The organism is Pseudomonas sp. R3.Fl (assembly GCF_023516765.1).
Taxonomy (GTDB): Bacteria; Pseudomonadota; Gammaproteobacteria; order Pseudomonadales; family Pseudomonadaceae; genus Pseudomonas; species Pseudomonas citronellolis.
Window position 1 is genome coordinate 1,862,797 of record NZ_JAMGSO010000001.1, and the last position, 14,065, is coordinate 1,876,861.

General features: G+C 65.3%; 14 protein-coding genes. 1 reads left to right on the plus strand and 13 read right to left on the minus strand.

Translation table 11 applies throughout. The features are described 5' to 3' along the window. Nucleotide 1 precedes the first annotated feature (1 nt). The 13 genes from lpxA to rpsB all read right to left on the minus strand — a co-directional run bounded on the left by lpxA (nucleotide 2) and on the right by rpsB (nucleotide 12,716). Nucleotides 2-778 carry an acyl-ACP--UDP-N-acetylglucosamine O-acyltransferase gene (gene lpxA / locus M8R19_RS07895; protein WP_009616654.1) on the minus strand — a complete coding sequence of 259 codons (777 nt, stop codon included), beginning with the start codon at nucleotides 776-778 and terminating at the stop codon, nucleotides 2-4. After that, entirely contained in the window at nucleotides 775-1,215 is a 441-nt protein-coding gene (fabZ, locus tag M8R19_RS07900; protein ID WP_009616653.1) for a 3-hydroxyacyl-ACP dehydratase FabZ, read from the minus strand. The genes lpxA and fabZ overlap by 4 nt, the downstream gene beginning before the upstream one ends. 48 nt (nucleotides 1,216-1,263) lie before the next feature. Then, on the minus strand, nucleotides 1,264-2,325 hold the full coding sequence (lpxD, locus tag M8R19_RS07905; RefSeq protein WP_116423029.1) for a UDP-3-O-(3-hydroxymyristoyl)glucosamine N-acyltransferase: 1,062 nt from the start codon (nucleotides 2,323-2,325) through the stop codon (nucleotides 1,264-1,266). Then, nucleotides 2,325-2,828, minus strand: coding sequence for an OmpH/Skp family outer membrane protein (locus M8R19_RS07910; protein WP_074985541.1), 504 nt, complete (start codon nucleotides 2,826-2,828; stop codon nucleotides 2,325-2,327). Before M8R19_RS07910 ends, lpxD begins: the two co-directional genes overlap by 1 nt. A gap of 48 nt (nucleotides 2,829-2,876) precedes the next feature. Further along, the gene (bamA, locus tag M8R19_RS07915; RefSeq protein ID WP_249917486.1) at nucleotides 2,877-5,264 is read right to left on the minus strand and encodes an outer membrane protein assembly factor BamA; all 2,388 of its coding nucleotides are present in this window, start codon (nucleotides 5,262-5,264) and stop codon (nucleotides 2,877-2,879) included. A 72-nt stretch (nucleotides 5,265-5,336) separates the two neighbouring features. After that, entirely contained in the window at nucleotides 5,337-6,689 is a 1,353-nt protein-coding gene (gene rseP / locus M8R19_RS07920; protein WP_043271186.1) for an RIP metalloprotease RseP, read from the minus strand. Between the two features lie 22 nt (nucleotides 6,690-6,711). Then, a complete protein-coding gene (gene ispC, locus M8R19_RS07925; RefSeq protein ID WP_249917487.1) occupies nucleotides 6,712-7,902 on the minus strand; it encodes a 1-deoxy-D-xylulose-5-phosphate reductoisomerase in 1,191 nt (396 codons plus the stop codon). Next, nucleotides 7,899-8,714, minus strand: a complete 816-nt coding sequence (locus M8R19_RS07930) for a phosphatidate cytidylyltransferase (RefSeq protein ID WP_249917488.1) — start codon at nucleotides 8,712-8,714, stop codon at nucleotides 7,899-7,901. Before M8R19_RS07930 ends, ispC begins: the two co-directional genes overlap by 4 nt. Further along, nucleotides 8,708-9,463, minus strand: a complete 756-nt coding sequence (gene uppS / locus M8R19_RS07935; RefSeq protein WP_116423027.1) for a polyprenyl diphosphate synthase — start codon at nucleotides 9,461-9,463, stop codon at nucleotides 8,708-8,710. Before uppS ends, M8R19_RS07930 begins: the two co-directional genes overlap by 7 nt. Before the next feature lie 16 nt (nucleotides 9,464-9,479). Then, a complete protein-coding gene (frr, locus tag M8R19_RS07940; RefSeq protein ID WP_074985309.1) occupies nucleotides 9,480-10,037 on the minus strand; it encodes a ribosome recycling factor in 558 nt (185 codons plus the stop codon). Between the two features lies 1 nt (nucleotide 10,038). Next, on the minus strand, nucleotides 10,039-10,776 hold the full coding sequence (gene pyrH, locus M8R19_RS07945) for a UMP kinase (protein ID WP_009616635.1): 738 nt from the start codon (nucleotides 10,774-10,776) through the stop codon (nucleotides 10,039-10,041). 204 nt (nucleotides 10,777-10,980) lie between these two features. Then, entirely contained in the window at nucleotides 10,981-11,850 is an 870-nt protein-coding gene (gene tsf, locus M8R19_RS07950) for a translation elongation factor Ts (RefSeq protein WP_249917489.1), read from the minus strand. A gap of 125 nt (nucleotides 11,851-11,975) precedes the next feature. Then, nucleotides 11,976-12,716, minus strand: coding sequence for a 30S ribosomal protein S2 (rpsB, locus tag M8R19_RS07955; RefSeq protein ID WP_074985305.1), 741 nt, complete (start codon nucleotides 12,714-12,716; stop codon nucleotides 11,976-11,978). A gap of 495 nt (nucleotides 12,717-13,211) precedes the next feature. Between rpsB and map the strand changes: the two genes are divergently transcribed. Then, nucleotides 13,212-13,994 (plus strand): type I methionyl aminopeptidase, encoded by a 783-nt coding sequence (gene map / locus M8R19_RS07960; RefSeq protein WP_249917490.1) that lies wholly within the window; start codon nucleotides 13,212-13,214, stop codon nucleotides 13,992-13,994. Nucleotides 13,995-14,065 lie beyond the last annotated feature (71 nt).

Genomic DNA, 14,065 nt, shown 5'->3' on the forward strand with positions numbered 1-14,065 from the left:
GTCAGCGGGTGATGCCGCGGGTGGCGCTCTGGATGGAGTCGCAGAACACCGCGACTTCCGGGAACTGCGCGGCGGATTCGGCCAGCTCGGCGAGCGCCTCCTCCACGGTCAGGCCCTGGCGGTACACCACCTTGTAGGCCCGGCGCAGGGCGTGGATGGCCTCGGCACTGAAGCCGCGGCGGCGCATGCCCTCGAAGTTCATGCTGCGCGCCTCGGCGGGGTTGCCGAAGACGGTCACGTAGGCCGGCACGTCCTTGCCGATGGCGGTGCCCATGCCGGAGAAGCTGTGGGCGCCGATGCGGCAGAACTGGTGCACCAGGGTGTAGCCGGAGAGGATCGCCCAGTCGTCCACGTGCACGTGGCCAGCCAGCGCGGTGTTGTTGACCAGGATGCAGTGGTTGCCGATCACGCTGTCATGGCCGACGTGGACGTAGGCCATGAACAGATTGTGGTCGCCGATGGTGGTTTCCGAGCGGTCCTGGATGGTGCCGCGGTGGATGGTCACACCCTCGCGGATCACGTTGTGGTCGCCGATCACCAGGCGAGTCGGCTCGCCCTTGTACTTCAGGTCGGGAGTGTCCTCGCCGACGCTGGAGAACTGGAAAATCCGGTTGTGTCTGCCGATCTTCGTGGGGCCCTTGAGCACCACGTGCGGACCGATCACCGTACCTTCGCCGATTTCCACATCCGGCCCGACGATGGACCAGGGGCCCACCTCTACGTCGTCGGCCAGCTTTGCCCGCGGATCGATGATGGCGCGAGGATCGATCAAACTCATAGTTTGCGTTCCGCACAGATGATTTCGGCCGAGCACACCGGCTTGTCATCGACGGTGGCGTGGCAGTCGAACTTCCAGATGCCGCGCTTCACGCTGATGAACTGGGCATGCAGGTTCAACTGGTCGCCCGGCAGCACCGGCTGGCGGAAGCGCAGCTTGTCGGAGCCGACGAAGTAGTACAGGGTGCCGTCGGCCGGCTTCACATCGAGCATCTTGAAGCCGAGGATGCCGGCCGCCTGGGCCATGGCCTCGATGATCAGCACACCGGGCATGATCGGGTGCTGCGGGAAGTGGCCATTGAAGAACGGCTCGTTGATGCTGACATTCTTGTAGGCGCGAATGCGCTTGCCTTCGATGTCCAGCTCTACCACCCGGTCCACCAGCAGGAAGGGGTAGCGATGAGGCAGGTATTCGCGAATCTCGTTGATGTCCATCATGTTCAGGGGAGCCTGTTCAGAAAAGGGAAACGCCAAAAAATGCGTGACTCACGCATCAGATGGAGTGTCTCCGCTCGGGGTCACGGCGGCCAGGCGCTTTTCCAGCTGTTGCAGACGACGGGCCATGTCGTCCAACTGGCGAATACGGGCAGCGCTCTTCTTCCATTCAGCGGCGGGCTGCATGGCCGTGCCGGATGAGTAGGCGCCCGGCTCGGTGATCGAGCGGGTGACCATGGTCATGCCGGTGACGAAGACGTTGTCGCAGATCTCGATGTGTCCGACCAGGCCGACGCCGCCGGCGAGCATGCAATGCCTGCCGATCTTGGCGCTGCCGGAAATCCCGCAGCAGCCGGCCATGGCGGTGTGATCGCCGATCTGTACGTTGTGCGCGATCATGATCTGGTTGTCCAGCTTGACGCCGTTGCCAACCAGGGTATCGGACAGCGCACCACGGTCGATGGTGGTGTTGGCGCCGATCTCGACGTCGTCGCCAATGGTGACGCCGCCGATCTGCGCGATCTTCTGCCAGACGCCCTGCTGCTTGGCGAAGCCGAAGCCTTCGCCGCCGAGCACGGCGCCGGACTGGATGACCACGCGCTTGCCGATGCGCACGTCGTGGTAGAGGGTCACGCGCGGGGCCAGCCAACCGCCCTCGCCGATCACGCTGCGCGCGCCGACGAAGCAGTGGGCGCCGAGGGTGACGCCGGCGCCGATCTGCGCGCCGGCCTCGATCACCACGTAGGGGCCGATGCTGGCCGCGGGATCGACGCTGGCGCTGGCATCGACCACCGCGGTGGGATGGATGCCGGCAAGCGCCCTGGGCTTGGGATCGAACTGGTGCGACAACCCGGCGTAGGCCAGGTAGGGGTCGGGCACCACCAGCGCGTTGCCGGTGAAGCCTTCGGCGTCGGCGGCGGTGAGCAGCACCGCGCCGGCCCGGCTGTCGGCCAGGAACTTGCGGTACTGCGGGTTGGCCAGGAAACTCAGTTGCTCCGGGCCGGCATCCTGCAGGGTGGCCAGGCCGTGGATGACCACGGCCGGGTCGCCACGCAGCTCCGCCTGGAGCTGAGCGGCCAGTTCGGCGAGGGTATGGGACCGCGGGCTCATCATCAGCGCAGCTGGTTCATCCGCTCGATGACCTGGCGGGTGATGTCGTACTGGGGTTTGACGTCGACCACCGCGCCGCGCTCGACCACCAGGTCGTAGCCGCCCTTCTTGATGGTTTCCTCGACGGCCTGGTCCAGCTTCGGCTTGAGCTTCTTGAGCATTTCGCGGTCAGCGGAGGCCTTGGCTTCGTTCAGCTCCTTGGACTGGAACTGGAAGTCGCGGGCCTTCTGCTTGAAGTCGTCCTCGGCCTTGTCGCGCTCGGACTTGGACAGCTTGCTGCCGCCGTTGACCAGCTTGTCCTGCAGGGCCTTGGCGTCGCTTTCCAGGGCGCGCAGCTTGGTCAGTTGCGGGCCGAATTTCTTCTCGGCGTCGACGGCGTACTGCTTGGCCGCATCGGACTCGAGGAGCGCCATCTGGTAGTTGAGCACCGCGATCTTCATGTCGGCGAACGCGGGGCTCGCCATCAGGGCGGCGGTGATCAGGACGAACTGGGTCAACTTACGCACATTGCACTCCTGCACAAAGCTAGGTTGTCTATACAACAAGATGGCGAATCAGAAGGTCTGCCCCAGGGAGAACTGGAAGATCTGGGTTTCCGCGTTGTCCGGCTTCTTGATCGGGGTACCGAGGCTGAAGCTCAGCGGGCCGAGCGCGGTGATCCAGGTCAGACCGACACCCACGGACATGGCCATGTCGTTCAGCTTGATACCGTCGCAACCCTGGGTGGTGGACAGCGGGCAGTCGGAGTCGAACACGTTGCCCACGTCCCAGAACAGCACGGTACGCAGTTGGCTCTGGTCCTTGACGAAGGGCAGCGGGAACAGCAGTTCGGCGCCGCCGGTGATCATCACGTTACCACCGAAGGCCTGCGGATCCTGGTCCGGGTCAGTGTAGCGGCCACGGGCGTCGGGGCCACCCGACACGACGCTGGTCGCGGGGTCGGCGACGCTCGGCGTACTGCGCGGGCCGAGGGAGCTGTCCTTGAAGCCGCGCACCGAGTTGAAGCCGCCGGCGTAGTAGTTCTCGTAGAACGGCAGGCGATCGGTGGAGCCGTAGCCGTCGCCGTAGCCCAGCTCGGTGTGGAAGCGCATGGTGTAGGTGTCGGACAGCGGCGCGAAGATCTGGCCGCGATAGTCCAGCTTGTAGAACGACAGGTCGCTGCCGGGGATGGTCGATTCCAGCACCAGGCTTTGCGAGTGGCCGCGGGTGGCCAGCACGCCCTTGTTCAGGGTGGACTCGGACCAGCCGATGGAGGCCTTGAAGTTGGTGAAGTTGTCGCCTTCCTTCTCGAGGAAGTCGAAGATCTCGTCGACGGTGTAGGCGCCGGTGTCGATGGTGTCGCGCTGCACGGTCAGGCCGTAGGTCAGGCGCGAGGTCTCGCTGATCGGGTAGCCGATGCTGACGCCGGCGCCGAGGCTGTTCACCGAGTAGTCGGAGACGTCGACGTCGAGCTTGTCGTAGTCGGTCTTGCGGTAGAAGGCGTTGTAGCCCAGGCTCACGCCGTCGACGGTCCAGTAGGGGTCGACGAAGCCGAAGTTGTAGCGGGTCTGGTAGTCGGACTTGGTCAGGCCGATGCTGACCTTGTTGCCGGTACCCAGGAAGTTGTTCTGGCTGATCGAGCCGCCGAGGATCAGGCCGGCATCCTGGGCGAAGCCGATGCTGGCGGTGATGGAGCCGGAGGGCTGCTCTTCCACGCTGTAGTTGACGTCCACCTGGTCGTCGGTGCCCGGAACGGCCGGGGTCTCGACGTTGACCGTCTTGAAGTAGCCCAGGCGCTCCAGGCGCTGCTTGGACTGGTCGATCAGGTAGGTGGAAGCCCAGCCGCCTTCCATCTGGCGCATCTCGCGGCGCAGCACCTGGTCTTCGGTCTTGGTGTTGCCGCGGAAGTTGATGCGGTTGACGTAGGCGCGCTTGCCCGGGTCGACCACGTAGGTGATGGACACGGTCTTGTCGTCGTCATGGGCTTCCGGCACGCCGTTGACGTTGGCGAAGGTGTAGCCCTCGTTACCCAGGCGGCGGGTGATCAGGTCGGAGGTGGAGGTCATCACCTTGCGCGAGAACACCTGGCCCGGCTCGACCAGCATCAGCTTCTTGATTTCCTCTTCCGGCACCTTGAGGTCGCCGGTCAGCTTCACGTCGCGGACCTTGTACTTCTCACCCTCGTTGATGTTGACGGTGATGTAGACGTGCTTCTTGTCCGGCGTGATGGACACCTGGGTGGAAGCGATGTCCATGTGGATGTAGCCGCGGTCCAGGTAGTAGGAGCGCAGACGTTCCAGGTCGCCGGAGAGCTTCTCGCGGGAATACTTGTCGTCGTTCTTGAAGAAGGACAGCCAGTTGGTTTCCTTCAGCTCGAAGAGGCCGGTCAGGTCCTCGTCGGAGAACACGGTGTTGCCGACCACGTTGACGTGGGCGATGGCTGCGACCGTGCCTTCGTTGACAGTGATCTTCAGCGCCACGCGGTTGCGCGGCTGCGGAGTGACCTGGGTCTCGATGTTGGCCGAGTAGCGGCCCTGGGCCACGTACTGGCGCTGCAGCTCGTTGCGCACGCCTTCGAGGGTGGCGCGCTGGAAGATTTCGCCTTCGGCCAGGCCGGACTGCTTGAGGCCCTTCATCAGGTCTTCGGTGCTGATGGCCTTGTTGCCTTCGATCTCGATGCTGGAGATGGACGGGCGCTCGACCACGTCGATGACCAGTACGTTGCCATCGCGGCCGAGGTGGATATCCTGGAAGAAGCCGGTCTTGAACAGCGAGCGGGTCGCCTCGACCAGACGGCGGTCATCGATCTGGTCACCGACGTTCAGCGGCAGGGCGGCGAACACGCTACCCGCGGATACGCGCTGCAGGCCGTTGACGCGGATGTCGGAAACTGTGAAGGACTCTGCGTGAACCTGGGCGATCATCAACGCGGAAAGAGCCGCGGGTAACAGAAAGCGTTTCATGGAGTCCTTTTTTTCCAACTGACAAATAAAGAATCTGCCGCGTGAGGCGGCAGATCAGAAACCCAATGGCAGCTACAGTCGACTCAGATCGTTGACCAGGGCCAGCAACATGACCCCAACGACCAGGCTGATGCCGATCTGCATCCCCCAAGCCTGGACCCGCTCTGACAATGGGCGGCCACGCACCCACTCGACCAGGTAGAACAGCAGATGCCCGCCATCGAGGACGGGAATCGGCAACAGGTTGAGCACCCCCAAACTAATGCTCAGATAGGCGAGGAAATGCAGAAAATCCCCTACGCCGGACTGGGCCGAAGCGCCCGCCACTTTAGCAATGGTTATCGGCCCGCTCAAGTTTTTTACCGAGAGCTGGCCCAGCACCATTTTCTTTAGAGAATCCAGGGTTAGCAGACTCATCGACCAGGTTCGGGAGAGCGCTTCGCCCACCGCGGCGACCGGACCGAAGCTGACTTCGCGGAGCATTTCCGCCGGCCACTGGCCACCGGCCACACCGGCCCCCAGGTAACCGGCACGGGCCTTGCCCTCGCCTTTCGCCGCCAGTTTCAGGGTCAGCTCGCGCTCCTGGCCGTCGCGCAGCAGGGCAATGCTCACGGACTGCTCCGGACGAGCGCGTACCTTGTCGACCACCTGCTGCCAGTCGTCCACCGCCTGGCCGTCCACCCGCAGCAGCCGGTCGCCGATGGCCAGGCCCGCGGCCTTGCCGGGGCCCTGCGGGTCCAGCTCGGCGATCACCGGCGGCATGGCCGGGCGCCACGGCTGGATGCCCAGGCCGCCGATGGGATCGGGGTTGTCCGCGCTCTTCAGCCAGGCCTTGATCGGCAACTGGTGCAGGCTCTGCGCCGAGGAGCCCGGCTCGCGCACACTGACGCTCAGCTCGCCGGTCTCGCCCAGGCGCCGCACCAGGCGCAGGTTGACCGCCGCCCAGCCGTCCACCGGCTCGCCATCCACCGCCAGCACTTCCTGGCCGGCGGCCAGGCCGCCCAGCGCCGCCGGGCTGTCGGGCACGATGGAGCCGATGACCGGGCGCACCTGCTGGGTGCCCAGCATGGCGAGGATCCAGAAGAACAGGATGGCCAGCAGGAAGTTGGCCACAGGGCCGGCCGCGACTATGGCGATGCGCTGGAATACCGTCTTGCGGTTGAAGGCCTGGTCGAGCTGGTCGAGGGGCACCTCGCCCTCGCGCTCGTCGAGCATCTTCACGTAGCCGCCCAGGGGAATGGCGGCCACCACGAATTCGGTGCCGTGGCGGTCGTGCCAGCGCACCAGGGGCGTGCCGAAGCCCACCGAGAAGCGCAGCACCCTGACCCCACAGCGGCGCGCCACCCAGAAGTGACCGAACTCGTGGAATGTCACCAGGACGCCAAGGGCGATGATCAGCCCGACGACCATGTAAAGTGCGCTCATCTCTACCTCCAGGGCTCAGGGCCTAGCGACCACGCCCATGCAACCAGGCCTGCGCGGCTTCGCGCGCACGGCGGTCGGCCTCCAGCACCACGTCGAGGCTTTCGACCGGCGCGGCAGCCTCGCGGTTCAGCACCTCGTCGATGATAACCGCGATCTCGGTGAAACGGATGCGCCGTTCGAGGAATGCGGCCACCGCCACCTCGTTGGCGGCATTGAGCATCGCCGGCGCGCTGCCGCCCGCCTCGGCCGCCTGACGCGCCAGGCGCAGGCAGGGGAAGCGCTGTTCGTCGGGGGCCTGGAAGTCCAGGCGGGCGATGCCGAACAGATCCAGCGGCGACACCCCGGAGTCGATGCGCTCGGGCCAGGCCAGGGCGTGGGCGATGGGTGTGCGCATGTCGGGGTTGCCCAACTGGGCGAGCACCGAGCCATCCACGTAGTCGACCAGGGAATGGATCACGCTCTGCGGATGGATCACCACCTCCACCTTCGACGGCGGGGCATCGAACAGCCAGCAGGCCTCGATCAGTTCCAGGCCCTTGTTCATCATGCTGGCCGAGTCGACGGAAATCTTCCGCCCCATGGACCAGTTGGGGTGGGCACAGGCCTGCTCCGGGGAAACTTCTGACAGTTGATCCAGCGGCGTCTCGCGGAACGGGCCGCCGGAGGCGGTCAGCAGGATGCGTCGCACGCCGACCTGGCCCAGGCCCCGGGCGTAGTCACCGGGCATGCACTGGAAGATGGCATTGTGCTCGCTGTCGATCGGCAGCAGCACCGCGCCGTGGGCCTGCACTTCGTGCATGAACAGGGCGCCGGACATCACCAGCGCCTCCTTGTTGGCCAGCAGCACGCGCTTGCCGGCCTGCACCGCCGCCAGGGTCGGCTTGAGGCCGGCGGCGCCGACGATGGCCGCCATGACCACGTCCACGTCCGGATGGCCGGCGACTTCGCACAGCCCCGGCTCGCCCACCAGTACGCGAGTGGCCAGGCCTTCGGCCTGCAGGGCGCCCTGCAGATGGCGGGCCTGCTCGTCGCTGGCGACCACCGCGAAACGCGGCCGGTGGGCCAAACACAGGGCCTCCAGCTCGGCGAGACGGGAATGCCCGGTGATGGCGAAGACGCTGTAGCGCTGCGGATGCCGCGCGAGGACGTCCAGGGTGCTCAGGCCGATGGAGCCGGTGGCCCCCAGCACGCAGACTTGCTGCGGCGCGCTCATGGCGTGCCCCAACCGCTGGCCCAGAGCAGCACGGTGAAGACCGGGATGGCCGCGGTCAGGCTGTCGATGCGGTCGAGGACGCCGCCGTGGCCGGGCAGCAGGTTGCTGCTGTCCTTCAGGCCCGATTCGCGCTTGAACATGCTCTCGGTCAGGTCGCCGACCACCGACAGCGCCACCACCACGGCCGCGCAGGGCAGCGCCAGCAGCAGTTCGCGCACCGACCAGTCACGGTAGATGGCCACCGCGAAGGTGATCGCCAGGCTCAGCGCCAGGCCGCCGTAGAAGCCTTCCCAACTCTTGCCGGGGCTGACCCGCGGCGCCAGCTTGCGCTTGCCGAAGGCCTTACCGGAGAAATAGGCGCCGATGTCGGCGGCCCAGACCAGCACCATGACCGCGACTATCAGCCAGTTGGCCAGCGGCCACTGTTTGAGCACCACCAACCCCTGCCAGGCCGGCAGCAGGATCAGCAGGCCGATCAGCAGGCGGCGCCAGCGGCCGCCCCATCTGGAGGCGCTGTCCGGGTAGGTGAGCACCATCACGGTCGCCAGCAGCCACCAGAACACCGCCAGCAGCAGCACGGCGCCGGCCAGCTGCGGCAGCCAGTACAGCAGCAGCATGAGCAGCGCGACCACGCCGGCATAGCCGACGCGGGCCGGCTGCTCGTTGTAGCCGGCCAGGCGCGCCCATTCCCAGGCGCCGAGGGTCACCACCAGGCCGATGAACAGCGCGAAGGCGAGGCCATCGAGGAGGAAGAAACCACCCAGCGCGATGGGCAGCAGCACCAGCGCCGTGATGATCCGTTGTTTCAGCATGACGGGGGGGCCTCGGCCTGCACCTGCTCGCTGGTCTTGCCGAAGCGACGCTGGCGGGTGGCATAGTCGGCCAGCGCTTCGCGCATCGCCGCGCTCTTGAAGTCCGGCCAGTAGAGATCGGAGAAGTACAGCTCGGCGTAGGCCAGCTGCCACAACAGGAAGTTGCTGATGCGGTGCTCGCCGCCGGTGCGGATGCACAGGTCCGGCAACGGCTGGTCGCCGGTGGTCAGGCAACCTTGGATCAGCTCGGGGGTGATGTCGTCCGGCACCAGGTGCCCGGCCTGCACTTCGCGGGCCAGGCGCTGGGCGGCCTGGGTGATGTCCCACTGGCCGCCGTAGTTGGCCGCCACCTGCAGCAGCAGCCCCTTGTTGCCGGCGGTGAGGTTCTCCGCTTCGCGCATGGCGGCTTGCAGCTCCGGATGGAAGCGGCTGCGGTCGCCGATGATGCGCAGGCGGATGCCGTTCTCGTCGAGCTTGCGCACCTCGCGGCGCAGGGCCATGAGGAACAGCTCCATGAGCGCGCCGACCTCGTCGACCGGGCGCTGCCAGTTCTCGCTGGAGAAGGCGAACAACGTCAGGACCTCGACACCGGCCTCGGCGCAGGTCTTGACCACCGCACGCACCGCGCTGACGCCGGCCTTGTGCCCGGCAACGCCGGGCAGCAGGCGCTTCTTCGCCCAGCGGTTGTTGCCGTCCATGATGATGGCCACGTGACGTGGCACCGCGGCCACCTGCTTGGTCTTGTCCATGACTGCAACCTGGCCGTCAGACGGCCATCAGATCCGTTTCCTTGGCCTCGAGGGCCTTGTCGATCTCGGCGACGAACCTGTCGGTGAGCTTCTGCACTTCGTCCCCGGCGCGACGCTCTTCGTCCTCGCTGATTTCCTTTTCCTTCTGCAGGTCCTTGAGCTGGGCCAGGGCGTCGCGGCGGATGTTGCGCACGGAGACGCGGGCCTGCTCGGCCTCGGCGCGGGCCTGCTTGGTGAAGCCCTTGCGGGTTTCCTCGGTCAGGGCCGGCATGGGGACGCGGATGGTGGTGCCGGCGGTGGCCGGGTTCAGGCCCAGGTCGGAGGTCATGATGGCCTTCTCGACCGCCTGGATCATGCTCTTGTCGAACACGTTCAGGGCCAGGGTGCGGGAATCCTCGACGGTGACGTTGGCGACCTGGCGCAGCGGGGTGTCGGAGCCGTAGTAGGACACCATGACGCTGTCCAGGATGCTCGGGTGCGCACGGCCGGTGCGGATCTTGGCGAAGGCGTGACCCAGGGCCTCCAGGGCCTTGCCCATGCGCTCCTGCGCTTCTTTCTTGATCTCGTTGATCATGTCAATCCTCCTCGATCAGGGTGCCTTCGGCACCACCAACAACAATATTCAGCAGCGCGCCCGGCTTGTTCATGTTGAACACCCGCAGCGGCATTTTCTGGTCGCGGCACAGGCAGATGGCGGTCAGGTCCATCACGCCCAGCTTGCGGTCGAGCACTTCATCGTAGGTCAGGCGCTCGAACTTCTCGGCGTTCGGGTCCTTGAACGGATCGGCAGTGTACACACCATCGACCTTGGTCGCCTTCAGCACCACGTCGGCATCGATTTCGATGGCGCGCAGGCAGGCGGCCGAGTCGGTGGTGAAGAAGGGGTTGCCGGTACCGGCGGAGAAGATCACCACTTCGCCGCTGGCGAGGTGGCGCATGGCCTTGCGGCGGTCGTAGTGGTCGGTGACGCCGACCATGCTGATGGCCGACATGACGATGGCGGTGATGTTGGAGCGCTCCAGGGCGTCGCGCATGGCCAGGCCGTTCATCACGGTGGCCAGCATGCCCATGTGGTCGCCGGTGACGCGGTCCATGCCGGCCGCCGACAGGGCCGCGCCGCGGAACAGGTTGCCGCCGCCGATGACCAGGCCGACCTGCACGCCGATGCCGACCAGTTGGCCGATCTCCAGGGCCATGCGGTCCAGGACTTTCGGATCGATACCGAACTCTTCGCTGCCCATCAGGGCTTCGCCGCTCAGTTTTAGAAGAATGCGTTTATAGCGAGGTTGACGAGCGCTCAGCTGCTGAGCCATGACCTTTTTCTCCTGCGGCGATGTGGAATGCGGGGCGCCTGTCCGGGCGCCTGTCGGGGAAGCCTGGCCCTACCAGGCTAGCAGCGCCGCGAACCGACGAACGGTGCGAAGCCGCGGAGACCGCCCCGAATGGTCTCCCCACTTTGACGAAGAGGCCGCACGCGCGAGCGGGCAGCCTCTTCCGGGGCGACGGTGGAAACCGTCTTATTGCTTGGACGCAGCTACTTGAGCAGCAACCTCGGCAGCGAAGTCGGCCTCGGCCTTCTCGATGCCCTCGCCCACTTCGAAGCGCACGAAGGAGACGATCTCGGCGCCGGCTTTCTTGGCCAGTTCACCGACCTTGACTTCCGGATCCTTGACGAACGGCTGCTCGACCAGGCTGGCTTCGGCGAGGAACTTGTTGATGCGGCCCTTGACCATGTTCTCGACGATGTTTTCCGGCTTGCCGGCGATCTTGTCGGCGTTCAGCGCCAGGAAGATTTCCTTTTCCTTGGCCACGGCGTCTTCGGAAACCTGCGACGGGTCCAGGAACTGCGGGTTGCTGGCGGCGACGTGCATGGCGATGTCACGGGCCAGTTCAGCGTTGCCGCCTTTCAGGGTGACCAGTACGCCGATGCGGTGACCGTGCAGGTAGGCGCCGACCACGTCGCCTTCGGCGCGGGCCAGACGACGGATGTTGACGTTCTCGCCGCACTTGGCGACCAGGGCTTCACGGGCGGACTCCTGCTCGGCGATCAGCGGAGCGGCGTCGGTCAGCTTCTGCGCGAAAGCCTTGTCCAGGCTGGCGGCGACGAAGTTCTTGAAGTCGTCCTGCAGGGCCAGGAAGTCGGTCTGCGAGTTGACTTCGATGATGGTGGCGGCCTTGGCGTCGTCGGCCACTTTCACCGCGATGGAACCTTCGGCGGCGATGTTGCCGGCCTTCTTGGCAGCCTTGATGGCGCCCGAAGCGCGCATGTCGTCGATGGCCTTCTCGATGTCGCCTTCGGCGGCAACCAGGGCCTTCTTGCACTCCATCATGCCCTGGCCGGTGCGCTCGCGCAGTTCTTTAACCAATGCTGCAGTGATCTCTGCCATTTGCAAATCCTCTTGAGTTGGTTCTCAAAACCAGATCGCCCGGCGGGCCGGGCGGAATTCGGGAGTGGCAAAAAGGGGGCCAGGCCCCCTTTTTGCGCACCGCTGGACGTCTGGACGTCCCGGAATCAGCCTTCGGCGGATTCGGCCGGCGCTTCTTCGACGAACTCGTCGGCACCGCCCTGGGCGTTCTGACGGCCGCGCAGTACGGCTTCGGCCATCGAACCCAGGTAGAGTTGCACGGCGCGGATGGCGTCGTCGTTACCGGGGATGACGTAGTCGACGCCGTCCGGGCTGCTGTTGGTATCGACGATGCCGATGACCGGGATGCCCAGCTTGTTGGCTTCGGTGATGGCGATGCGCTCGTGGTCGACGTCGATCACGAACAGCGCGTCCGGCAGGCCGCCCATGTCCTTGATGCCGCCCAGGCTGCGATCCAGTTTTTCCAGATCACGGGTGCGCATCAGGGCTTCTTTCTTGGTCAGCTTGTCGAAGGTGCCGTCCTGCTGCTGGGTTTCCAGCTCGCGCAGGCGCTTGATCGACTGACGGATGGTCTTGTAGTTGGTGAGCATGCCGCCCAGCCAACGGTGGTCGACGTACGGCATGCCGCAACGGGCGGCTTCTTCGCGAACGATCTTGCCAGCGGAACGCTTGGTGCCGACGAACAGGATCTTGTTCTTGCCCGAGGCCAGGCGCTCAACGAAGGTCAGGGCATCGTTGAACAGCGGCAGGGTCTTTTCCAGGTTGATGATGTGGATCTTGTTGCGCGCGCCGAAAATGAACTTGCCCATTTTCGGGTTCCAGTAACGGGTCTGGTGGCCGAAGTGCACACCGGCCTTCAGCATATCGCGCATGTTGACTTGGGACATGATAGTTCCTCGATAAGTCGGGTTGGGCCTCCATGCATCCCAATGACCAACCCTCCGCACGTGGCGAGAAGGCACCCAGGTCATCGTGTCGATGCATGTGTGGGTTAGGCTCGAGCAGGCCATAGCCTGCAAAAGCGGGGCGCTTTATATCACACAAAGCCGCTGGAGGCTAGAAGCTGGAAGCCGGACGACAGGCGATCGACGCACCGCCGCTCTTCGCTCTTCGCTCTTCGCTCTTCGCTCTTCGCTCTTCGCTTTTCGCTTTTCGCTTTTCGTAGGAGCGAGCTTGCTCGCGAACGGCGTAGGCGCGAGTCCCGTTCGCGAGCAAGCTCGCTCCTACAAGAGCAGGCACTCCTCGCTCCAGCCTCCAGCCTCCAGCCTCCAGCCTCCAGCCTCCAGCCTCCAGCCTCCAGCCTCCAGCCTCCAGCCCCATAGAGCCTGCCGCCCGTGAAAATGGTAAGCTATCGCTTTTGCCGTCCGCCCCAGGAAATCCCAATGACCGTCACCATCAAGACGCCCGAAGACATCGAGAAAATGCGCATCGCCGGCCGCCTGGCCGCCGAGGTGCTGGAAATGATCGGCGAGCACGTCAAGCCCGGGGTCACCACCGACGAACTGGACCGCATCTGCCACGACTATATAGTCAACGTCCAGCAGGCCATCCCCGCGCCCCTGAACTACAAGGGCTTCCCCAAGTCCATCTGCACCTCGATCAACCACGTCGTCTGCCACGGCATCCCCAACGAGAAGCCGCTCAAGGAAGGCGACATCGTCAACATCGACATCACCGTCATCAAGGACGGCTACCACGGCGACACCAGCAAGATGTTCCTGGTGGGCAAGACCCCGGAGTGGGCCGACCGCCTGTGCCAGATCACCCAGGAATGCATGTACAAGGGCATTTCCGTGGTCAAGCCCGGCGCGCGCCTGGGCGACATCGGCGAGGTGATCCAGAAGTACGCCGAGAAGAACGGTTTCTCGGTGGTCCGCGAGTACTGCGGCCACGGCATCGGCAAGGTGTTCCACGAGGAGCCCCAGGTGCTGCACTACGGCCGCGCCGGCACCGGCCTGGAACTCAAGGAAGGGATGATCTTCACCATCGAGCCGATGATCAACCAGGGCCGCCCGGAAACCCGCCTGCTGGGCGACGGCTGGACCGCCATCACCAAGGACCGCAAGCTCTCCGCCCAGTGGGAGCACACCGTGCTGGTGACTGCCGACGGCTACGAAATCCTCACCCTGCGCAACGACGAGAGCTTCCCGCGCATCGGCGCGTAAGCGGCGTTTGCAATCTCGCCGACGGCTGGGTAGAACATAGAAATCCCGGCCCGGCACCCTCGCCGGGCCTG